At 45.2% G+C, this 23,511-nt stretch carries 17 protein-coding genes; 7 read left to right on the top strand and 10 right to left on the bottom strand.

Annotated elements, in window-relative coordinates; translation table 11 throughout:
- Positions 1–34: 34 nt before the first annotated feature.
- From K2Y18_02920 to K2Y18_02895, 6 genes are all read right to left on the bottom strand, one after another.
- The gene (locus K2Y18_02920; GenBank protein MBX9804689.1) at positions 35–1,237 is read right to left on the bottom strand and encodes a multidrug effflux MFS transporter; all 1,203 of its coding nucleotides are present in this window, start codon (positions 1,235–1,237) and stop codon (positions 35–37) included.
- A gap of 211 nt (positions 1,238–1,448) precedes the next feature.
- Positions 1,449–2,333, bottom strand: coding sequence for an oxygen-dependent coproporphyrinogen oxidase (gene hemF, locus K2Y18_02915; protein ID MBX9804688.1), 885 nt, complete (start codon positions 2,331–2,333; stop codon positions 1,449–1,451).
- Positions 2,320–2,799, bottom strand: a complete 480-nt coding sequence (locus K2Y18_02910) for a tRNA (cytidine(34)-2'-O)-methyltransferase (GenBank protein MBX9804687.1) — start codon at positions 2,797–2,799, stop codon at positions 2,320–2,322. The genes hemF and K2Y18_02910 overlap by 14 nt, the downstream gene beginning before the upstream one ends.
- Positions 2,800–2,809: 10 nt before the next feature.
- Positions 2,810–5,299 carry an LPS assembly protein LptD gene (gene lptD / locus K2Y18_02905; GenBank protein MBX9804686.1) on the bottom strand — a complete coding sequence of 830 codons (2,490 nt, stop codon included), beginning with the start codon at positions 5,297–5,299 and terminating at the stop codon, positions 2,810–2,812.
- A gap of 3 nt (positions 5,300–5,302) precedes the next feature.
- Entirely contained in the window at positions 5,303–6,403 is a 1,101-nt protein-coding gene (gene lptG, locus K2Y18_02900) for an LPS export ABC transporter permease LptG (GenBank protein MBX9804685.1), read from the bottom strand.
- Positions 6,400–7,560, bottom strand: coding sequence for an LptF/LptG family permease (locus K2Y18_02895; GenBank protein ID MBX9804684.1), 1,161 nt, complete (start codon positions 7,558–7,560; stop codon positions 6,400–6,402). Before K2Y18_02895 ends, lptG begins: the two co-directional genes overlap by 4 nt.
- A gap of 223 nt (positions 7,561–7,783) precedes the next feature.
- Here K2Y18_02895 and K2Y18_02890 point away from each other — a divergent pair, with 223 nt between their 5' ends.
- The 4 genes from K2Y18_02890 (at position 7,784) to K2Y18_02875 (ending at position 13,949) form a co-directional block, all read left to right on the top strand.
- A complete protein-coding gene (locus K2Y18_02890) occupies positions 7,784–8,725 on the top strand; it encodes a SurA N-terminal domain-containing protein (GenBank protein MBX9804683.1) in 942 nt (313 codons plus the stop codon).
- 21 nt (positions 8,726–8,746) lie between these two features.
- Positions 8,747–9,571, top strand: a complete 825-nt coding sequence (gene rsmA, locus K2Y18_02885; GenBank protein ID MBX9804682.1) for a 16S rRNA (adenine(1518)-N(6)/adenine(1519)-N(6))-dimethyltransferase RsmA — start codon at positions 8,747–8,749, stop codon at positions 9,569–9,571.
- A gap of 162 nt (positions 9,572–9,733) precedes the next feature.
- The gene (gene putA, locus K2Y18_02880) at positions 9,734–12,952 is read left to right on the top strand and encodes a bifunctional proline dehydrogenase/L-glutamate gamma-semialdehyde dehydrogenase PutA (GenBank protein MBX9804681.1); all 3,219 of its coding nucleotides are present in this window, start codon (positions 9,734–9,736) and stop codon (positions 12,950–12,952) included.
- 220 nt (positions 12,953–13,172) lie between these two features.
- Complete coding sequence (locus K2Y18_02875) at positions 13,173–13,949, top strand: response regulator transcription factor (GenBank protein ID MBX9804680.1); 777 nt, start codon at positions 13,173–13,175, stop codon at positions 13,947–13,949.
- A 291-nt stretch (positions 13,950–14,240) separates the two neighbouring features.
- Here the strand turns inward: K2Y18_02875 and tyrS are convergent, their stop codons facing one another.
- Positions 14,241–15,473, bottom strand: a complete 1,233-nt coding sequence (tyrS, locus tag K2Y18_02870; protein MBX9804679.1) for a tyrosine--tRNA ligase — start codon at positions 15,471–15,473, stop codon at positions 14,241–14,243.
- Positions 15,474–15,560: 87 nt separating this feature from the next.
- Here tyrS and K2Y18_02865 point away from each other — a divergent pair, with 87 nt between their 5' ends.
- Complete coding sequence (locus tag K2Y18_02865) at positions 15,561–16,625, top strand: anhydro-N-acetylmuramic acid kinase (GenBank protein MBX9804678.1); 1,065 nt, start codon at positions 15,561–15,563, stop codon at positions 16,623–16,625.
- A 106-nt stretch (positions 16,626–16,731) separates the two neighbouring features.
- Complete coding sequence (locus K2Y18_02860; GenBank protein ID MBX9804677.1) at positions 16,732–17,811, top strand: ATP-dependent 6-phosphofructokinase; 1,080 nt, start codon at positions 16,732–16,734, stop codon at positions 17,809–17,811.
- Here the strand turns inward: K2Y18_02860 and K2Y18_02855 are convergent.
- From K2Y18_02855 to hemB, 3 genes are all read right to left on the bottom strand, one after another.
- Positions 17,720–19,411, bottom strand: coding sequence for a hypothetical protein (locus K2Y18_02855; protein MBX9804676.1), 1,692 nt, complete (start codon positions 19,409–19,411; stop codon positions 17,720–17,722). The two genes, K2Y18_02860 and K2Y18_02855, sit on opposite strands and share 92 nt — an antisense overlap.
- 26 nt (positions 19,412–19,437) lie before the next feature.
- Positions 19,438–21,114, bottom strand: coding sequence for a hypothetical protein (locus tag K2Y18_02850; GenBank protein MBX9804675.1), 1,677 nt, complete (start codon positions 21,112–21,114; stop codon positions 19,438–19,440).
- 126 nt (positions 21,115–21,240) lie between these two features.
- Positions 21,241–22,263: a porphobilinogen synthase gene (gene hemB / locus K2Y18_02845; GenBank protein ID MBX9804674.1), complete on the bottom strand. Its 1,023-nt coding sequence runs from the start codon at positions 22,261–22,263 to the stop codon at positions 21,241–21,243.
- Between the two features lie 136 nt (positions 22,264–22,399).
- On the opposite strand from hemB, the gene K2Y18_02840 reads away from it, so the two are divergent.
- Positions 22,400–23,511, top strand: a 1,112-nt coding sequence (locus K2Y18_02840) for an acyl-CoA dehydrogenase family protein (GenBank protein ID MBX9804673.1), incomplete at its 3' end; no start/stop codon positions are given.

Here is a 23,511-nt window from a genome sequence, read left to right as displayed (position 1 = left end):
ACAATGAACGTATAAGACTCAATGTGTATGAAGCCTAGGACACTATTTTAGGAGAGGGAACTTTCGCAAAAAGATCTGATTTTAGCAAATGAATGGCAAATGCCAGGCATAAGGTGATGGATCCCAACACAATCAGGGAGATCCGCAACGGGTCACCATTGTAGATGTATCCTGTTAATGCTACGAACCCAAAGCATACGAAAGAACGCATGCTCATCACCATGGAAGAGGCGGCCCCCTTGATATTGGGGAATATTTCTAAGGATCCTGCAAAGATAACAGGGTAGCTCATGGCTGAGCCAATGCTCACCAGACTCATTAATAACGTCATCAAATAGGGAGACTTTAAATCAGAATAACTCATAGTAACCATGGTAATGGCGCTGATGGCAGAAATCGTTAATCCTTTTGTGATGCACCCTCTTGAGCCCAGCTTTTGAATAATAGATCCCGAGAAGAAGCTGACAAAAGAAAACACAATGATGATGAATCCCTGGTGGAGTACATATGCAATCAAGGATAAAGCGTAAGTTTCTGTGTAGAGAAAGGAAGCTTGAGCAACGAATGCCAGGTATCCTGAATAAAGGAGGCTTGGGACAAGAGAGGCACTAATGAATTGAGGACTCTTCAGGAGTTTTTGATAATCATCTCGAATTTTGCGAATACGAAACGGTTCAGTCGCTTTTTTCGTTTCTGGTAAAAACAGAGCTAAGCAAATCCAAGATAGGGCACAGATCAGGGCAACAACACTATAGTTTCCGCGCCAACCGACAGCTTCATTGATAAACCCGCCGGCAATCGGGGCTCCGGCCATCAACACGGTGATCACGGCATTCATGGAGCCTATAAGAGAGGCAGCTTTTTCTTTTTCGGGATAGGCATCTGCAATCATTGCAAAGACAACCACAGCGGATGTGGCGGCGCCAATTCCTTGAAGGAAGCGTGTCCAAAGGAGAATGGGAATGGAAGGTGCTAGCACACAAAGAACGGCGCCAATCATCAAAATCGCATTCCCCCAAACCATGATACGGCGTCGTCCATAAGCGTCAGATAGGGGGCCATAAAGGGCAGCGCCAAGGCAAAACCCTAAAAAGTTATAGGCAATGGTCATTTGGATGACACCATCTGCGACATTAAAATAGTGTCCCATGTCAGGAAAACTTGGCACAGAAATATCCACCTCAATGGCGCTAGCAATGATGGACAAGATTAAAAGGGGTAAAAAGTATTTAGGCATAAAATTCTCTTTCAATTTATAGGGTAAGGGGTAAAGGCAACTATTGCCAGAAAATTAGCTAACAATGGAAAAGGGTAAGGGATGACGTAAGATCAGGGTCAACAAGTATATTGGGGAAAGATTAGGAGAGATGAGTTTTGAACTCTTCACAATAATATTAGGTAATGAGGATATCCGTCAATAAATTTTAAAATTGTCGCTTTATTTGACTTCAAGGCCAGCTGACCAGGGGGGGCAGGGACATGAGGATGGCTTCAACATTTCCCCCTGTTTGAAGGCCAAATTTTGTCCCTCGGTCATAAAGAAGATTAAATTCAACATACCGCCCGCGCTTAATCATTTGTTTTTGTTTGTCGCCCTCAGACCAAGGCTTTTCCATATGGCGTCGGACCAGCTTGGGGTATATGTCGAGGAAAGCTTCTCCAACATCCCGAGTAAATGCAAAGTCTTTGTCAAAATCTACATCAGAATCACCACTGTTCAAATTATCGTAGAAAATGCCCCCAATGCCGCGAGGTTCTTGGCGATGGGGAAGGAAAAAATACTTATCACACCAGTCCTTGAAGCGGGCATAGTACTCCGGATCATGGGCATCGCATGCATTTTGAAAAGCTTTGTGAAAGTCAGTTGTATCTTCATCAAATTCAAATGTAGGGGTGAGATCAGCGCCTCCTCCAAACCAGGCATTTGTGGTCACAATGTGCCGGGTATTCATATGAACTGCAGGAACAAAGGGATTGATGGGATGAATGACAAGAGAGATGCCAGCAGCCCAAAACCGGGGATCATCTTTGGCGCCTGGGATTTCTTTGGCAAAGTGAGGAGGGAATTCTCCGAAGACTGTAGAGACATTGACGCCCGCTTTTTCAAAAACACGCCCTTTCATGATGGCCATGGTTCCACCGCCTGAATCTTCTGTGTTTGTTGTGCTTTGTCGCTTCCAGTTCGAGCGTTCAAAGCGCCCTGGGGCTATATAATTTGGGACTATACCCAGTTTATCTGCATCGTCCTCAATGTTTTCAAGGGCTGAACAAATCCGCGTCTGAAGACTCGAAAACCAATCGCAAAGAAGTGTTTTTTGGTCAAGTGTGGTCATGGTTTCTGTCCTTCGGCTGAATCTTTAATTGTCTTAAAGCTTCCCCAACAACCATAGCTGCTGCAAGGGAAACATTGAGGGAGCGACAGTTGGGGATCATGGGAATTTTTAAGCGGTGTGGAATTTCTTTGAAAACATCTTCTGGCACACCGCAGCTTTCTTGTCCCATCATTAAAATATCTCTCTCCTTAAAAACAAAATCAGTATAAGAGGTTTGGGCCTTGGCATCCAAGAGAATAAGACGATGGTTTTCTCTTTGGGTCCAGTTAGAAAAAACTTCCCACGACGTGTGATGCTGAACTGCAGCTATATCCATGTAATCCATGCCAGCCCGGCGCAGACGGCGATCTTCCCATACAAACCCACAAGGGTGAATGACCTCAAGAGAGATTCCCATACAGGCACATAGTCGCATGAGGGTTCCTGTGTTCTGAGGAATTTCTGGTTGGTATAGCGCAAGACGCATTCATGTTTCTCTAAAGATTATTGGCATTGATACCAAATGTATCTAACGGACTTATAGAGCCTAAGTTCTTGAAATCAAACTGGATGATCAGGCCAGTATTTGGGCGAATGTCTCTGTCAGATGAGCGCGTTCTAAAGGCACTCATGGTCATCCGGAAACACTCATCATGATAAAGGGCAGAAATCGTTCTAGACAGGGCTCCATGTTGGTTTTGTTTTAGATTGCGTGTTTCTCCAAGAGAAAAGCTCCAATGATCGACGGGCTGGGTTCCCAAAACCCAAGTCGCCTGCGAAATGCCAACACCATTTGTTGTTGAGTATTTGTTTACAAATGTATGATTTAATTGGAGTATAAGTATTTTTTTCCCAAAGATTGCAGAAGTATCTGAAATACGTGGGTGGCCGTTCTTGTAATGAATAGCCATTCGATTAAGCAACTGTATACCATCCATCGGGTTAAGCCGAAATCGGCTGACGATATCTGATGCATGTTTGTTTTCACCTGCGCCTATGGGCAAAACTTGATTGTGATCCATGCGAACACTTTGCCCTAAGAAGAGCTGGATGAGACGTTTTTTAGGGAAAAACCAGGTAGAGTTTGCTCCATAAATGAACCTGCCACCGGTATCCACCCGATCAAGTCCAGAAAAGCGTTGAGGCAAGAAGAGGGATGTGTCTTCAACTTGAATGTTCAACGAATCTTCGTTGGGAATGGAGCGATTGCTGACTCGAGGTGTTCCAACAATCATGGCTGTCGGTTCCACCACCCATTGTGAAAAGCTGAGGTGTTTTACTAATGGGTAGCGCCACTGGGCTGAAGCTGTTGGGAATAGACGTCCTCTAAACGTAGATGATTGGGGCGGCTTGGAAAGACTCGGCTGAAAATGTTCAAGAACATAGCTGTCTCCTCTTAAATTCATCTGCAGAGTCCATACATGACCCGTGGGGGTAATATAGGGAAGGCGCCATCCTCCGTTTAAGGATAATCGTTGCATATGACGGGCATTCCTGCCAGGGGTATCAAGACGGCGGCCGAGAGAAAGGAAGTTAGCATCAAAATTCCAAATACCATTCATGGCATCTGGGTCGGTTTGATAATTATACCAAGCATGGGGTAACAAATAGGGTGTTGTTGCTTGGTTGTCTGTTTGATAAACCGTTGTACGGACGACGCCATAATTGTGGACCCCAAATTGTTCAATGGCAGCTGTGCTAATCATATTTTTTACAGGATATTTCAAGCGGAATCCTTGGGGCAAAATTGGATACCGGCGTAAGTATGTCGTGTCACTGGCTCGATTGATGTCGAAAGTGGCTACATTCTCATCATTCAAATCGAGGCGCCCTTGTGTGAAAATATGCCAGCGATCACTTCCCGGAAGGTTGGACCCTTTGGGAATCTTTTTTAGGTCATGTGTTTGGGTATAGCTTGTACTACCCGTAATGTGCCCGTTAAGGAAAAGGTGACGATACTCAGCAACCATGAGGGGGCCTTGTTTCGTTGTAATGATCGGGATCAGAGTTAAATCTCGATTGGGTTCAATAACATAATAAAACGGGGTGCTCACAATCATACCCAAGTCAGAGATGCGACCAAACGCAGGCATCAAGAACCCTGTTTTGCGCTTAACAGTTGGATCTGCGTGGCGGAAATAAGGCAGATAAAAAACGGGAATGCCACCCATTTCTAAGCGGGCGTGATGATATATGATTATTTGGTCAACTTTGCTGTGGATGACCTTGTCTGCTTTTAATTGCCAAAGGGGGCTTTTTAACGGATTCATTCGGCATACGTCGCAAGGGCTATAAACAGCTTGACGAAAAATAACTTTTTGACCCCCGATACGCTTAGCTGAATTGGCAGCGAGGCGAGCATTGTCCGACAAAAGCATCTTTGCGTCCCGAATAAATCCGTCTTGAAATTTATCATTAAATTCGGCGTAGGGTGCAAATGATAAATTATAGTCTGGAAGAACTTTCTTGGGCAGATCTTCATTTGGTGTGAGCGTGAGCTGTTTTCCTAAATCAGGCAGATTTAATGGATTTGACATTAAAAGGCTTGTTTGGCGCAATCGGTTTACAATGAGATCTTGATGACTCAAAAATTCCCTTCTTCGAGTGTCATCGGGATTTGGGGCAATCCTTAGCTTTTGCGTCTCTTTTAAGAGGACCTTACCTTCGGCAGTCATTTTCCCTGTTTTTTTATTATAAATAATCTTTTGTGCCATAAGAAGACGATCACCTTGAGCAATTTCAACATTCCCTGTCGCAACGACAATCTCGGTTTCTTGATCATAGTTGATATTGTCAGCACGCATAAGAATTGGGGAAACACCCTTAGAAGAAATCTTTGATAGTTCTACCTTTTCTTCTTGAGACAAAACTTCGTCTTCATCCTGTTGGGCCTGATTCAGACGTGGACTAGCCACGGCTAAATTCGCAGAAGGTAATAATGTTGCACATAAAAGCAACGCATGAAATAAGTAAGTACAAAATGTCATTTTTTAACCATCTTCTAGGTGGAGAAGGAGTGCAAGGCTCAAAAGTGTCATGATCAGCGTTGGCGCCCAGGCGGCCAGGAGAATTGGGATCTGACCTCCTCGCCCCAAAGCATAAACGATATCATTCAAAAAGTAGAGTGCAAATCCACTGCAGATTCCCATCGTTATGTATAAGACGGTGCCTCCTTGTCGGATCGGGCGTATTCCAAAGGCAGCAGCAAGCAATATCATGGCCATCATAATTCCCAGTTTTGCGATTTGACCATGCCAATAAAGCCGGTAGTTGATGCTTGATAAGCCTGATTTATCAAGAATATCAATAAATTTGGGCAACGACCAAAAGGAAATTGTTTCAGGTGACGTATTGCTATCTTGAATTTTCTCTATGGTTAAGGGGGTAGCAATCTTCATGATCGGGTAGTTTTTAAAGGCGCCTTCCTTGTCTTGCCAAATAACAGCATCCCGCAGCTCCCAATGCCCTTTTTGTAAAATAGCAGAGGTGGCATCAATACGAGTTTCATAGGTTCCATTGGGTTGATAGTTATGAAATGTCACATTGGTAAAGGTTTTTGTATTGGGTTGCACAAATCCTGTATGAATAATGGTTTGTCTGTTGGTCGTGCTTTCTCTAAGCCACAAACCTGTTTCAGAGATGGCAATGCGACTGCTTGCGCCAGAAAAGTATGCAGCATCAAGGTTCTCAAGGCGATTGCTCATGGCAGCGCTTAAGGGATTGAGAATGACGAGTTGTAAGAATCCTAAGGTTAAGACAAAGACCATAAGACCAGATAAGAATTGCCATATAGATAACCCAGAGCTTCGCGCAGCAACAATTTCTTGGGTATGATTCAATCGATAGAAGACCACCATTGTCGACATGAGAACTATAAATGGGAGGAGTATTTGAAAATGATTTGGTAGCTTTAAGATAATCATCTCAAAAATAATTGAAAGATCAATGTTCGGCTTTCCTATAGAGCGACGAATAAGCTCTGATCCTTCAAATAACGAAATGAGGGTGCTTATGATAATTGTGCACGCCCCTAACCAGACCAGTAGAACCCGACAAAAATAGAAGTTGAGTGTTGAAAATAAATAGATCATTGGGTGGCCCTCAAATCATTCCTGTTTTGAGTATACTCCTGCCACAAGGCTTGTAAATTCTGTTTCTCTAATATCACAAGTAAAATAACGCCTATAAAGATAACGGATAGATAGGCAAGGGGAATCGTTATCGGCCAACGACCATTGAGATTAATAAGAAAAATCAATCCGATATGAATGCAGGCAGCTAACCCGATGGCAAAAGCGATTTTCTTTTGCCGTCCTCGACGGTTCAACTCTTGGGGGAGAAGGGAACACAATCCAATCAGGGTAAATAAGAGGACAAGCAGGGGGGGAACAAGGCGTTGGTGACCCTCTGAGCGAAGCTGTGCTTTTGTTGTAGGAGATATATTGTCTGCATCTGGGGGAGTTAAGAGATCTTTTAGGGAGCGCTCATGGGGTTTGATGATTCGCTCTTGGATATTTGCTGCAAGCTGATCCAAGTCATAGCTCAAGGTCTTGAAATGAAAAAAACTGACATTTCCTGTTTTTTGATCCTTGATCTGGCGGGTTCCATCAAAAAGCATCAGGAGGGACTTCTTTCCCTCCCTCTCAACGATTGTGCCGTGCTTCGCAACAATGGTGAAAGGATCACGTTTGGGTTGTGATACCGTTGCGCTTTGTCCGATGCTATGAATAAAAACACCATCTAAGTCGCCATTGACGGCTCTGGTTTGTGCGTAGACTGTAACGCCTCTGAGGGTATTAAACATACCATCTTGGACGAAGTTAGAAGAAAACTCATTACGAAGTTCGTATTCCATGTCACGTAAATGACGAAAAGAGACTGGAACCAGGTATATGTTGATAAATGCCACTACAAAGGATAAAAGAAGAGCAAGGATAAGAGCCGGCCGTGCCAAACGCCAATTACTTAAGCCACAAGTGCGGAATATGCTGAGTTCATGATCGGCAATAAGCTTATTGTACGTAAATAAGACGCTGATCAGAATACAAATGGGCAATACGATGGCGAGTAAGTCTGGAATTAAGAACCCAACAAAAGAAAAATATCCACCAATGGATACATTTTGGTTGACGATAATTTCAACAAAGCGTAAAGACTGTGTTAGCCAAACGCCAGTGGTTAAAACGGCTGCCAGAAAAAATAAGCTGGTAAGAAGATACTTAAGAAGATGGCGTGTAACGAGACTCATTTACAAAAAGTTTCCTTGTTTAAGCATCTATTTTCAAGCATCTGAGCACGGGACAACTTATATATTATTCAAGCGACTAAAAAACATTTATAGACCTTTCTTCAGGTTTACTATAAAACAATGATCAAAGGCAATGGCCAATAGGTTTAGGTGTGATTAACTTAAAGGATCGTAAAAGATGAGATTTCTACGTATAATTTTGTTTGTGACAGGGATGGCATTCATGGCCTGTCCACTTGATGCAGCGTTAGATACGCGTATTATTGTTGTTGTCAATAAGGACGCTATTACAGCTGCTGATGTTGAACAGCGGATTCGATTGGTAAATCTTGGTGCGGGCCGGCCTACTAATGATCCTGTTCCTGATGAAGTGCGCAAACAAGTAATTGAAGAAATGGTAAATGAGTGTCTTCAGCTACAGGCGGCAAAGGCGAAGAAAATTGTCATCAGTGATGCTGAGGTCGAGAAGACTTTGGAAAGTCTCGCGAGTGACAATAAAATGTCTTTGGATGCCATGGTGAAGATGCTTAAATCTAATGGAATTTCTAAACAGACTATGATGACTCGACTCAGAGCACAAATTTCTTGGGGACGCTACATACGGGAAATGTATGGCCCCTTAGTTCATATTGCGGATGTAGAAATAGACACAGCCTTGTCTAAGGCCAAGGAAGTGAAAGTAGAAGAGCCTTCTCCAGAACTTATGGACATTACTTTGTGCCAGGCAGTCTTTGATGTGACTCCCGAAACACCGGAAGCAGTCATGATGCTTTTGGGGCCAAAAATAGAAGAAACCCACCAGGCAAAGGGATGCCCTGCATTCCTCAATGCGGCCAAAGGTTTTGGGGCCAAAGTTCAAGCAAATCAGATCGTTAAGCTAGGGCAATTACCAGGCCCTTTAAAAGCCATGGTCCATAAGACAAAAACAGGGACATGCATGCAGCCTACCATGACGCCAGAAGGCCTTGTTTTAACGATGGTATGTTCAAAAACGATGCCAAAGGTTGCCCCTCCACCAGTACTTACGCGGGATATGGCTTCCAGTGTTGTTGAACAACAAAAGCTAGGGAAGCGTGCTACTCAAGAAATGGCAAAATTGAAGAGTGTGGCTTTTATTGAGTGGAAAGCAGAATCAGCACAAGCCAACAGTTCAAAAAGTAGCTAATTCCAAGAGAGGGGGTCTTTTTTGGGTGACATCAAGAATACACTCCCTTCCTTACGTGAAGTAATTGACAAACATGGTCTCTTGGCGAAAAAGAGCCTAGGGCAAAACTTCCTCCTCAATATGGATGTAACACGTCGGATCGCAAAGGCTGCGGGTCCATTCGAGGGAACGACAGTGTTTGAGATAGGTCCTGGTCCAGGGGGCCTAACGCGGGCCTTGTTGGAGGCAGGAGCGGGAGTTGTTGCCATTGAACGGGACCATCGCTGTTTAGAAATATTGGCCGATATTCTAAAAGCATTTCCAAATAAGCTTCATGTTATTGAGGGGGATGCTCTCAAACTGGCCCCTCAATCTGCCATTCCAAACGGGGACATTAAAATTGTGGCCAACTTGCCTTACAATATTGGTACGGCCCTTCTGATCCAGTGGCTTTCAAATCTGGATCGCATTTCGTCTATGACATTGATGTTTCAAAAAGAAGTCGCGTTACGCTTGATTGCCAAACCGCGGACAAAAGCTTATGGGCGGTTGTCGATTTTGATCCAGTGGTTATGTGAGGTAAAACGGTTGTTTGATCTTTCCCCAAAAGCATTTACGCCGGCGCCCAAAGTTACCTCCAGCGTCGTGCAACTCTTCCCAAAAGTCATGGATGCCTCAGATAAAGCTCTTTTTCCAATTATGGAGAAGATGACCCAACACGCTTTTGGCCAGCGGCGAAAGATGATTCGCTCCAGCCTGAAGCCCTTGTTTTCGGAAGATAGACTCACCGAATTAGGGCTTAATCCTTGCGCCAGAGCCGAAGAGCTGACTGTTGGTGACTTTGTGCTTCTGGCGAAGAATCTATAGTCTCGAACGGCTGCAGGATTAATTTGATCCTTCTTTTTTTTGGGATTGGCTTTTGTTTACCAAAAATTTATTATAAAAGCTTCAAACTCATAAAAACATATTGGGTACCATGATAAAACTTGTTAAAGCTTTGAATTGAACTTGATCGCTGGAGAATATGGCATGAAACCAAAGTTGAAGAAGAAGTCACATCCCAAGGAAGAGATTTCAAATCCTCCTTCTTCTGATCTTAACGATTTCGGCCCTGTTTCAAAGTTCAACGACTTTTATCGAAAAGATGAGGCGGAAGTTGTTATGTTGCTTCTCGACCAGATTCAACAGACTCCTGAACAATCGAGGCGAATTTATGATCTGGCGCATAGTCTTGTGGAGGCCGTAAGGGCCAAGAAACAGGATCGTTTTAGTATTGAGAATTTCCTCCAAACCTACCATTTGAATAGCCAAGAAGGTATCGTGTTAATGTGTTTGGCTGAGGCCTTGTTGCGGGTCCCTGACACGCAAACAAAAACACGGTTGATTCGGGATAAAATTGGGTCCGTCAAATGGGGAGGTCAACCTGATCAGGGTGTCAGCGTTGCGGACACCCTTTTTGCAAGACTCACTAATTTTGGCTTATCAACCGCTGATCATTTGATGAATTGGGGTTTGGAGAAAAAGGGTTTTCTCGAAGTGGTGGGGGGATTGACCCGAAGGATTAGTGAGCCTGTCATTCGTCAAAGCATTGCTCAAGCCATGAAAATCTTGGGACGACAGTTTGTCATGGGGGAGAGCATTGGTGAGGCCATGCAGCGCGCTAAATCGGCTGAACGTCAAGGTTATCGACATTCTTACGATATGTTAGGGGAAGCTGCTTGTACAAAGGAAGACGCTAAGCGTTACTATCAGTCCTATGCGCAAGCCATTGAATCAATTGGCAAAATGGTAACAAAAGGAGATATATTTTCCCAACCCAGCATTTCCGTGAAGTTATCCGCCCTTCACCCCCGCTATGAGTTAGCCAAAAGGCAACGTATTCTCGATGAATTAAGGCCTTTGGTTTTGCAGTTGGCTCTTCTGGCGAAAGAGAAGGGCATTGGCCTTACCATTGATGCAGAAGAGTCTGAACGTTTAGATATTTCTATGGACATCATTCAATATATTTCTGCTCATGTGGACCTGGAAGGTTGGAATGGGTTTGGGGTTGCCGTTCAAGCCTATCAAAAGCGGGCGCCTCTGCTGATCGATGATCTTATTCAGATGGCTAAGCGGGATGACCGGCGTTTGTGTATTCGCCTTGTTAAGGGAGCCTACTGGGATTCAGAAATCAAACGCACCCAAGAACGGGGTTTAAAGGGATATTCCGTTTTCACCCGAAAAGTCTTTACGGATGTGTGTTATCAGGTATGTGCTCAAAAAATGTTTGCTCAAAGTGAGGCTGTGTATCCTCAATTTGCCACTCATAATGCCCAAACAGTTGCAATGCTTTTGGAGATGGCAGGCGAAACTAAGGAATTTGAGCTTCAGCGACTTCACGGTATGGGCGAGGCTCTTCATGAGCAAGTCGTGAAAAATAAGAATTTCAATGTACCTTGTCGTATCTATGCGCCTGTTGGGGAATATCGGGATCTGTTGCCCTATTTGGTGCGACGATTGCTTGAGAATGGCGCAAACACATCGTTTGTTCATAAGATATATGATCCTTTGGTCTCGATAGAGGCTTTGATTGCAGATCCGATTGCACAAGCACGCGTCGCCGTGCCGATTGCGCACCCCAAGATTCCTTTACCACAAGATCTTTTCCGCCCTCAGCGGCAGAATTCTTATGGCATAGATCTTCATGACGTTGAAGGTATCCATGACTTGACACAAAAGATGGAAGCAACGAGGCTCGCTATGCCCAAAGGGGCTCCTTGGTCTGCATGTCCCATTATAGCGGGGAAAAATGTTCGTCAGGGAGAAACCGTTTTATTGGTGAATCCTTCTGATAATGATCAAATGATTGGGCAAGTTTTGAATGCGACACCCGAACATGTTGAGAAAGCCATGCACAGCGCGAATAGCGCGTTTGAAAGCTGGAGTGGCACGGATGTTGAAATCCGAGCCCACTATTTGGAACGCCTTGCAACTCTCCTGGAGAACCATCAAGAAGAGCTGATGACATTATTGGTCTATGAGGGGGGGAAGACGCTTCCTGATGCGCTGTCAGAAGTTCGGGAAGCGGTCGACTTTTGCCGATACTATGCTTCGGAGGCTCGACGTCTCATGAGTGTCCCTATGAATTTTCCAGGCCCCACGGGGGAGCTGAACCAATTAAGCCTTCAGGGGCGTGGCGTCATCGTGTGTATCAGTCCTTGGAATTTTCCTCTAGCTATCTTTATCGGACAAGTCACAGCCGCTTTGGCCGCTGGAAACTGTGTCATTGCAAAACCTGCCCATCAAACCCCTTTGGTTGCCTACCGCGCTATTCAGCTCGCTCATGAAGCGGGAATTCCAGGGGATGTATTGCATTTCTTACCCGGCAAGGGCAGCCTTCTTGGGGATAAGCTGACACGGGATTCTCACACAGCGGGTGTTGCCTTCACAGGCTCCACGGGTGTTGCAAAGGGTATCGCCCAAACCCTCCTTTCAAGGGAGAATTCCCCCATTGTGCCGCTAATTGCGGAAACGGGGGGGATGAATGCCATGATTGTGGATTCATCCGCCCTTCCGGAGCAAGTGATCCAAGATGTGATTGTCTCGTCTTTCCAAAGTGCCGGGCAAAGGTGTTCCGCCTTGCGCATGGTCTTCGTACAAGAAGAGATTGCCGACAATCTTTTGGCTATGCTGAAAGGGGCCATGGAAGAATTGGCTGTAGGCAATCCTCATCTCTTATCGACGGATGTTGGGCCCGTGATTGATCATGATGCTTGCAAACAATTGCAAACCTATGAGAAGAGTTTGAAAGATACAGCGCAATTGATTTGTCGAGTTGCCTTAAATGAGTCCCATAACCAGGGAAGTTATTTTGCTCCTCAGGCTTGGGAGTTGTCTTCTGCCACACAAATGACAGAAGAGGTTTTTGGCCCGATATTGCACGTGGTTCGCTTTAAGGCACAAGATTTGGACAAAGTCATCAATCAGATAAATGCTACAGGCTACGGTCTGACGCTGGGTGTACATAGCAGGATTGATGAGACCATCGACCGCGTTCGAAAGAGAGCTCGCGTAGGGAACCTTTATATCAATCGCAGTATGATTGGTGCTGTTGTAGGCGTTCAACCTTTTGGTGGCGAAGGACTTTCCGGCACAGGCCCCAAAGCCGGCGGTCCGAACTATTTGCAGCGCTTCACCGTAGAGCGATCCTTTACCCAAGATACAACCGCCGCCGGGGGCAATGCCACGTTGCTGGCGGATTTGGATTGAGGCCCCACAGTCTAATTTCTTAAATTTCGTACTTGCGATATGTATATATACAATGTTTCAAGGCCAGCCGGTGCAAAGGATAAACATTTCTTCAAAGTCAAATCACAACAATAGTAAACAAATCGTTAAAATATGTCTAAAAAAATAAAAATATTCTATTAGTTATATTAAAAATTATTTGTTACGATCATCTTAGCAGTTTAATTATTTGGAGGTTTTGATGAGAGTACTATTAATTGAAGACGATTCCGCAACAGCCAAAACACTACAAAGCATGCTCCGTTCTGAAGGATTTGTTTGTGATACAACAGATCTTGGGGAAGATGGCTTGGAAATTGGTAAGCTCTATGAATATGACTTAATTATACTTGATTTGATTCTACCCGATATGGATGGGTATGAAGTCTTGCGCCGCTTACGGGCAGCCCAAATTAAAACGCCAATTCTGATCCTTTCAGGATTGGGTGAAATTGATGATAAGGTCCGCGGCCTTGGCTTCGGAGCTGATGATTATTTGACAAAGCCATTCAATAAGACCGAGCTGTTGGCACGCATCCACGCCATTATCCGCCGGTCTCGTGGCCACTCTGAATCTATTATTCGCACCGGTCGTTTGAGCGTAAACTTGCAACACCGCACCGCCAGTGTTGATGGTAAGCCGCTTCATTTGACCGGTAAGGAATATGCGATCGTTGAGCTTCTTTCTTTGCGTAAAGGGACGACCCTTACGAAGGAAATGTTCTTGAACCACCTCTACGGAGGAATGGACGAACCTGAATTGAAAATTATTGATGTATTTATTTGTAAGCTGCGTCGTAAATTGGCTGAAGCCTTAAATGGTGAAGACTACATAGAAACCGTTTGGGGACGTGGGTATGTATTGCGTGAGCTATCTGATGAAGAAAAAGCCGCACAAACACCAGCCCCAGTGATTGGGTCAATCGGAATCAATGGAACCCAAGGGGATACTGGAAAATCGACACCTAGTTTTGGGTAGGAAATCTGGATTGCTTCACTAATATTCTCTAATGTAGTATGAATGGCTGTTTCATTGCCTCTCCCCTTGTGGGAGAGGTCGTGACACGCCGTGACGTAGTCAAGGCGTGGAGCGGGTGAGGGGTGATGTATCCACAACGTTCCATTCTATGATGTTGATACTCATTTTCTGAATCATCCCCCTCACCCGCCTCTTCACTTCGTTCAGAGTCGACCTCTCCCACAAGGGGAGAGGTAAAGTACACGTACGTGCATTATGATTTGCCTCAGGGGTGACGTAAAAACTTTGCCCTCACAGAACGCGCACTAAGACATGGCGCTTTTTGCCAGCAGATAATTTCAGCATTCCATCATGCAGCAGCTCAAGATTGACCTCAAGGGTTTCAACCAGTACGGGTTGGTCATCCACGCGTACGCCATGCCCTTGAATCAAGCGTCGAGCTTCCCCTTTGCTGGCGGTTAATCCAGCCCTGCACAAAAGATCGACAAGCATAAGACCCTCTTCTATATCCTTCATTGAAATCTCAACAGAGGGAAGGCTATCCAGAGAGCCGGATTGATGCTCAAACAATTGGGCAACAGTGTTATGGATATGATCGAGGCTATCCGGACCATGAGCAAGTGCCGTTGCATGGTCAGCCAAAATTTTCTTAGCTTCATTTATTTCTGCACCCTCGAGTTGTTCGAGCAGCGCAATTTCTTCCAGAGGTATTTCTGTGAACAGGCGTAAATAACGCCCCACATCCGCATCTTCCGTGTTTCGCCAGAACTGCCAGTAATCGTAAGCAGAGAGACGATCCTCATTCAACCAAACAGCCCCATTGGCTGTTTTTCCCATCTTTTCTCCGCTCGAGGTCGTGATGAGGGGGGATGTCAAGCCATACACGTGGTTGCCTAAAAATCGTCGCGTCAGTTCAACGCCATTTACGATATTGCCCCATTGATCTGAGCCGCCCATCTGAAGGACGCACCCATATCGGCGGTATAATTCAAGAAAATCATAAGCTTGCAATATCATATAGTTGAATTCAAGGAAGCTCAGGTTTTGCTCGCGTTCGAGGCGTAACTTGACGCTATCAAAGGACATCATTCGGTTGATGGAAAAATGCCGACCATAATCCCGTAAAAACTCAATGTAGTTGATGTTGCTTAACCAGTCGTCATTGTTCAGCATAAGGGCATGATCGAGGTCAAGGAACGGGGCGAAGGATTGGCGGATACCTGCCGTATTTCTCTCAATAGTATCATCATCTAATATTTGGCGCGCCGTATCTTTGCCGGACGGGTCTCCCACTTTGCTGGTACCCCCACCCAAAAGAATCAAGGGGCGATGACCAGTTCGTTGCATCCAACGGAGCATCATGATTTGAATGAGGCTTCCCACATGCAAACTGTCGGCCGTTAAATCAAATCCGATGTATCCCGTGACAGGTTGCGTTGCCATCATTTCATCAAGGGCTTCGAAGTCCGTGGCCTGGTGAAAAAAGCCACGGGATTTAATAATATGCAAAAATTCTGATTTCATCATTCATCTTTCAGGGTATGATACGCTTATCTTAGTAATATAAAGAGTCTTAAATATGGTGTATCACATTTGAAGGTGATTGGCAAAATGGAACCCATCTGGTCGTTAGGATTTATGAGTGGAACGTCCCTGGATGGCGTTGATGCGGCTTGGTTGCGCACGGATGGGGAGACGATTCAGGAGATTGGTGGGGGGATGACAGTGCCCTACCCAAATGATCTGCGTGAAAGAATCCGATCAGTCTTGGGGCAAAGGGATCTGAACCAGGATATTCAAGCCATTGAACAAGACATCACCCTTTTCCATGCGGATGTTGCTCGACAAGTCCTGAAACAGCATCGCATTGATTTAATAGGATTTCATGGACAGACGATTTTTCATAGCCCACCTCTAACCCACCAACTGGGGGATGGTGAGCTTCTTTCAAGGGAAACCGGGAAAGAGGTTATCTATGACTTTCGTTCAGAAGATGTGGCCAACGGCGGTCAAGGGGCGCCCCTGGTTCCGATTTTCCATCAGGCGATGCTTCACGAAGATGATCCTGTGGTTGTTGTGAACATTGGGGGTGTCGCGAACATCACCTGGATCAAGAGAGGGAACCCCTTGATTGCCTGTGATACAGGTCCTGGAGGGGCTATTTTGGATGACTGGGTCATGCAAAAGACGGGAGCATCTTATGATCAGGATGGTCAATTAGGAGCTCAAGGGAAGCCGCATGAAGGGATACTAGAGACGTGGATGCGTCATCCCTATTTTACAAAGTCGGCACCAAAATCTTTGGATCGCAATGACTTTGCCACACGTGTTAAGGATATCAGAGGACTCTCGCTTGCTGATGGGGCGGCAACACTCGTTGAGTTCACAGCGAAAGCGATCATCAAAAGCTTGGATCATGTTCCAGAGCACCCGACAAAAATATATGTTGCTGGAGGTGGGCGTCGGAACAAACATCTCATGAATCGCCTCTCCACTATGAGCCCATGTCCAGTAGAGGCTATTGAAGCTCTTAGCTGGGATGGCGATTTGCTTGAAGCCTATGCATTTGCTTATCTGGCGGCTCGCGTCAAGGCAGGATTGCCTATCAGCTTTCCGACGACGACAGGCGTGAAGCATCCTATTGTTGGTGGAAAAAAGGTCCTAAGGCCCTCTTAAATACGCCTTAACAATCCCTCAAAAATAGTGTTAGGTTACGGCAGTGGGAGTGCTCTTATGGTCCAACTTACAGGGCGACTTGAGCAATAATTCGGGAGATGGGAACTTGGTTAAAAAAATTGGTGTTTTAACAAGTGGTGGCGATTGTGCGGGGTTGAACGCGGCGATTCGAGCGATTACCTATCGCGCGATTCAAACCTATGGATGGCATGTGGTGGGGATCCATAATGGGACGACGGGTCTCATTGTGCGTCCCCTTGATTATCAAGAGCTGACCATCGAGACGTGCAATAGCATGATGATGCGCAGTGGTGGCACGATGTTGGGCTCAACGAATAAGAATGACCCCTTTAGTTTTCCAGACGCTCAAGGAAATCGCACCGATCGCTCCCAAGACTTTATTGAAGGATATCGGGAACTTCAGCTGGATGCTTTAATTGGCATTGGGGGTGATGGAAGCATGCGCATCTTGCGTCATTTGGCCCAACTAGGGGATTTGAACCTCGTGACCATCCCGAAGACCATCGATAATGACTTAGGCCATACGGAAAGTGCGATTGGGTATCCAACAGCGGTGGAAGTTGCAACGGAAGCGCTCGATCGCCTCCAACCGACGGCCGCTAGTCATCAGCGGGTTATGATCCTGGAGGTGATGGGACGCGATGCGGGTCATATTGCTTTGAGTGCTGGCATTGCGGGAGGTGCTGATATCATCCTGCTTCCTGAAATTCCTTATTCTTTGGACAAAATTACCCAAAAGATATCTTCCCTTGCGGACTTGGGGCGTACCTTTGCGCTGATCGTGGTCGCTGAGGCTGTGAAAACCGAGGATGGCAAACAAGTTGTACTTTCTGATGAGGGAGGCCGTCCACGTTATGGGGGCATCGGCCACTATCTTGCGGAGAAAATATCTGCTGTGACAGGTGCGGATATCCGAACAATGGTTTTGGGCCATGTGCAGCGGGGAGGGCAGCCGTGCGCTCAAGATCGCATCCTCGCCTCGGCTTTTGGCGTCCATGCGGTAGATTTAATCGAAAAGGGCAAATTTGATCGGATGGTGGCCTGGAAAAACCGTCAAATCGTGGATGTTCCAATTATTGAGGCGATCGAACAATTCCAAGCGGTCGATCGCAAGGGGACGATGATTCGCACGGCACGGGGCCTTGGGATTTCTTTAGGAGATTAGCTGAGCGCTTATATCCTTTAAGCTTGAGCTGTTCATCTCTTGCATCATATGGCTTACCCCACACGTTCTTTCTGATTGGTTCAACCACAGTATTCCGTTGACGCCAGGCTTGAACAAGCTTGTACTGATGTTCGAGGAGGGCTGGATTCATTAAATAATACTCATTCGTAATTCCCACAATTTTTTGTGTTTCCAATTTTGCCAATCGAAGTGCATTCAGGCTTAAGAAAACATTGGAGATCCTGTTATCAACTACGACAACCCTTTCAAAAAGACTTTTGTTTGTGGCAAAAGTATTCCAAATATGTATGGGTTTTGAATTCCGATAGAGGTCTCTTCGGCTCTCCTTTGTGTCACCGAATCCCAACCTCGCTAAGAGGGGGTCAATGGCATCATTATAGGGTAGCGAAGAATATACATACAGAGTTGCGCCTAAATCCTTAAGTTTACGAATCTGGTATTCGATGCCGTCCTCGATAGGTCGGAAGGTGGATGGGAGATTCTTGGGGTGTCGTGATTTTAGGAAGTCTTTAAGACTCAAGCCCAAGTTGGCTGCGGCTTCTTTGTACATGTCGTTCGAGTCTTCAAGCCCTTCATAGCTGAATAAACCCCAAGAATTTTTGATTCTGTCAACGATCTTTCTAACAAAAAGGGTGTCTTCTCCTTTGGGTAAAATCCTTGCAATTATCTGGCTCACTTCTTCAAAATCTTCTCTTGTATACCCATGGTACAAAAACCTGCTTAAATGGGGGTCTTGTTTAATAACAGTATTTTTGGATATCTCCATAGGCATTCCAAAGAAGAAGTCTTCTTCGCAATCGACTGTTGCCGTGTCAATATTCATATATTTATCGAGAGAGGTATTAAAAAGATCTTCATTGTAACGATGGTCATGCTTGCACTTATAGTAATCCCTAATTTTTGCCTTGGTCTTCTTGTCTTTAACACCCGCTAATTCGATAATGGTCTCTGGATCCTCATAATTTCTAAGACAACCTCGAATTCTGGCTTGCATATCTGCATCCTTAATATCCGCCAATCTGATGATGGTCTCTGGATCATTGTAGTTTGTGTGGTCAAGGGCCCTCATTTGGGCTAGCACTTCATCTGTTGGACTCATGCAAGTAAGGCATCCCTCAAGATCAAAGAAAATCAGCGTTCCTTTAAGGGATACGGCATGTTTCGTTGGCGAATCTCCAGCTTCTGCAAACTTTAGGACAATTCTTTCTCGCCTTAAAACCCTTTTTGGTTTTAAAATCTCTAGTAGCTTTGATAAACCTTCTAGATGGAGTTGTTTGACTTTGAAATGATGAGGTAATAAGTTGGGAAATTTCGGGGCCAAAAATTCCCTATAATATTGTTCTTTTATTGCACGCTTATGGTCTTTCATTCGTTTGTGTATGTCTTGCATTCTATGAACTACGTCTAGATTCAGTGGGGGGGTTCCATTTTCTTCTTTGTCTGCTTCATTCTTATGATTGGAGTTATTTGTTTCTTCAGGGAAAGGACCATCAGTCACTTCTTCCATGGCATAAGTTAAAGAGGTAGTAAAAGATAGACCAATCAGGACGGTGCAGAGTTTACGAAAAAAATTTGTCATCTTAATCACTTTGTTTAGGACCATTATTAATATATTAATTCACGTGCCGGGTCTAATTTCTTTTCCCATTCAGCCATTAATTCGTATTGCAAAAGCAAGAGAGGCCCGGTGATGAACGAAGAAAATGAGTCGTAATGGAGGGTATCAATGACAACCCCCAATCTTTGCCTCTCTTCGAAATGCCTTTTAACTGTTTGCCGATCAGTGGTTAATCTATCGACAGAACTGCCAACAAAAACAATTCTTGAAGGTTGAGGTTCTAAGAAAATTTGGATTTCTGAATTTTCATTGGGGTCTTTGATGTGGCAATAGAAATTTTCAGGCAAGCAACCTTCCTGAATGAATCCAGTTCCACTCATAAATTGTCCTATTGTGGGTGTATAAGGGGAGTCACCATATAAGACCAAAGTTGCCCCGAGGGCACGGAGGCGAGGAAACAAATAGACCATACTATCTTGCATAGGCTCATACACAGTTTCAAATATGCGATTTGCCTTTGCACCAAAACGCTCAACCTTCAATTGGCGCATAGAGGCGAGGTGCTTTGCAGTTTCAAAGTGAACTTTCTTATCACCAGTTATTTCCCTTGAAAAGGTAACCCAAATGGATTTAAGACTTGATATGATAGCTTTTACACGTTCTGTTTCTTGAACATTCGGTTTATTTTTAAGTATAATATCCTCAACATAACCCTTGATATCTACTTTTTGAGTCTTTTCTTTAATTTTGTTGCGAAGATCATCAACAAACTTTTTCTTTTTGAGAACCTGATCTTTGGTTTCAAAATACTTACGGATGCTTTTCTTGAGCTTTTCATCGTTGGTGCCAGAAAGTTTGATAATTGTTTCAGGATCATTAAAGTTTTGAAAATAGAGTCGAATGATTCGTTGTGTTTTTTGGTCCGTGATTCCGGCAAGAGTTATGATTACCTCAGGGTCCTTATAGTTTGTTTTATCAAGGGGTCTCAATTGCTCAAGGATTGAATTTGAAGGTCTTTCATAAGCGAGACATTCTTCAAGCTTTAAAAAGAACACTGAACCTTGTAAGGGTTGTTCCATGACCTTTTTCTCTGGTTCGATTGATTCGCCAATTGGGAAGGCTGGGGAGGGCAGGGTCGTGGGTCTTGGAAGAACCAATCCCATCATAAAATCGATATCCCAAGTGTCGTCATTAACGTTTTTTAAGGTTTGAAAGAGAGGTCTATTGTTGCGAGCTTCACTCCTTGGATTATCCAGTTTTGGACTCCCGGCATCCGCAGGTGACTCACTGTGACTACGTGTCCCTCGAGTAATCGTACTTTGGCTTCGGGATGTTCTTGCCAAAAATGTTTGGCTAACCCTTGGGCTTTGCTCTCTGGGGCCTTTTAGGCGTAGGCTTGAGAAGCTTGGCTTTTCAACCTCTTTAGCTTCTTGAACGGGCTCGTCAGAGTCAGATCTTCCAGGGCTCGAACCACTATGAGTCTGTTTCGGACTTGCGGGTGCTGGGCTTTGTCGACTTGATTCGTGAAGTAAGGGTGCTTCTTGATTATTAACACCTGTTCCTGAAGCTTTAGATGGCTCCTTCATAAAGGTAGCTAACTCGCCCAATAGGTCTTTAAATTCTTTCTCGTCCAGTTCTTCACTGGCCGAAGAATCAACGATGAAACCTTTTAGTAGAATTATCGTGAAACAGAATGCCGCAATAAAAGAAAGCCCTTTATTCATTATAATTCACTTCATTTAAGTTATAATAAATAATTGTAAAGCATAAATTCTTAATGAATTATTAAAGAAATGTCCTTTATTTATTAAAAAGGAATTGGGTTGTGTGATAATAGCTCGAGGCGAGCCTTACTTCCCCATCTGTTCTCTCAATTGCTTTGCAACTTCTAAAGCAGCGTAAGTAAAGATTCCGGTAGCGCCGGCGCGCTTAATGCCGATGAGGCTTTCATACATGACCGCTTGTTCATTGATCCAGTTGTTGGCGGCAGCAGCTTTGATCATGCTGAATTCCCCGCTCACCTGATAGGCGAACGTAGGAACGTTAAAAGTTTGCCGAACCCGCGAGACAACATCCAAATAGGGCAGGCCCGGCTTGACCATAACCATATCGGCCCCTTCGGCCAAATCTTGTGCCACTTCTCGTAAAGCTTCTTCAACGTTCGCAGGGTCCATTTGATAGGTCCTTTTGTCCCCAACCGACTTCCCGTCTTGGCCAGGGAGCTTTACGGCCCCAACAGCTTCACGGAATGGGCCATAAAACGAGGAAACGTATTTGGCGGCATAACTCATGATGGCGACGTCTTGAAAATTATTACTATCTAGAGCGCCTCGTATTGCGGCAATGCGACCATCCATCATGTCTGAGGGGGCTATGATGTCCGCTCCCGCTTTTGCCTGAACCAGGGATTGCTTGGCCAGTTGATCGAGGGTCAAATCATTATCAATGGTTTTGCCATTCCAGACGCCATCGTGCCCATGACTAGTGTAGGGGTCCAAGGCCACATCTGTAATAACCCCAAGATCAGGTGAAATCTTCTTAATGGCCCGGATTGCTTGACAAATAAGATTGTCAGGGTTGAAGGCTTCTCGGCCATCTGGAGTTTTGAGCTCTAAAGGGGTGAGGGGAAATAAATCAACGGCAGGGATACCCAGGCTAAGAATTTGGTCAATAATCTGAGGAAGCTCCTCAATGGTCCAGCGACGGACACCCGGCATGCTGGCAATTTCAGCGGGCCCATCGGGGTTTCGGATAAACAAGGGGAGAATCAAGTCAGAAGGGTGAAGGCGGGTTTCTTGAACCATTTCCCTCAGCCAGTTTTGGGTGCGAAGGCGGCGCAAGCGAGTCTGGGGAAATTGACCGTAAAAGTTCATGTTTTTGTCCTTCTTTTTCTAATGCCTGTAAGATTTATAGAAGAATCTTTCCCCTTTCGCAATACGTCCTCTTATAGACATTTCGCAAAGTCTGCTTTACGTTTAATTAGGAGCCGAACGTCCTGAGGAGCCCATCATGGATTTTTCTTTATCGCCTGAACAAGTGTCCTTTCAAGAGCTTGCGCGCAATTTTGCGAAAGACCAGCTTGCCCCTCATGCATCACTGTGGGATCAGCAGGAAATCTTTCCCGTAGAAACCATACGCAAAGCTGCGGAGCTTGGCTTTGGGGGGTTGTTGGTGCAAGAAAGTCATGGGGGAACGGGCCTCAAACGCCTTGATAGCGTATTGATTTTTGAAGAACTTTCAAAAGCTTGCGTGTCAACGGCCGCTTATCTCTCGATTCACAATATGGTGGGATATCTCATCGATCGGTTTGGATCTCCCGCCCAACATCAACAATGGCTGCCGAAATTGACTTCCATGGAATGGTTATCCAGCTACTGCCTCACAGAGGCCGGATCTGGGAGTGATGCGGGATCGTTAAAAACAAAGGCGGTTCGGGATGGAGATCATTATATCCTGACAGGAACAAAGGCTTTTATTTCCGGGGGTGGGGTGAGCGATCTTTACCTTGTGATGGTTCGAACTGGTGAAGCGGGACCAAAAGGAATAACCGCTCTAATCGTAGAAAAAGACACGTCAGGCCTCAGTTTTGGCAAGAGGGAAGAAAAAATGGGGTGGCGCAGCCAACCCACAACAACGGTGATGTTGGATCAAGTGCGGGTCCCTGTGACAAATCGCTTGGGGGAAGAGGGGGAGGGCTTCAAAATTGCGATGACGGGCCTTGATGGGGGGCGCTTGAGCATTGCCGCCTGTTCATTGGGGGGCGCCCAAGCCTGCCTGGATATGGCTTTGGCGTATGTGGGGGAGCGGGAGCAATTTGGCAAGAAAATCAAAGAATTTCAAGCACTACAGTTTCGATTGGCGGACATGGCGACAGAGTTGACTGCCGCCCGTCTTCTGGTACATAAAGCTGCAACCCTATTGGATACAAAGCACACGCAGGCAACGCTCCATTGTGCCATGGCCAAACGCTTTGCAACGGATGTCGGCTTTCATGTGGTGAACGAGGCTCTTCAACTTCATGGAGGGTATGGCTATATTAAGGAGTATCAGGTAGAACGGTATTTGCGAGATTTACGCGTCCACCAAATCCTTGAAGGGACGAATGAAATCATGCGTGTCAT

This window comes from Alphaproteobacteria bacterium (assembly GCA_019746225.1).
GTDB lineage: Bacteria > Pseudomonadota > Alphaproteobacteria > Paracaedibacterales > VGCI01 > VGCI01.
This window is presented reverse-complemented; position numbering and strand designations above follow the sequence as displayed.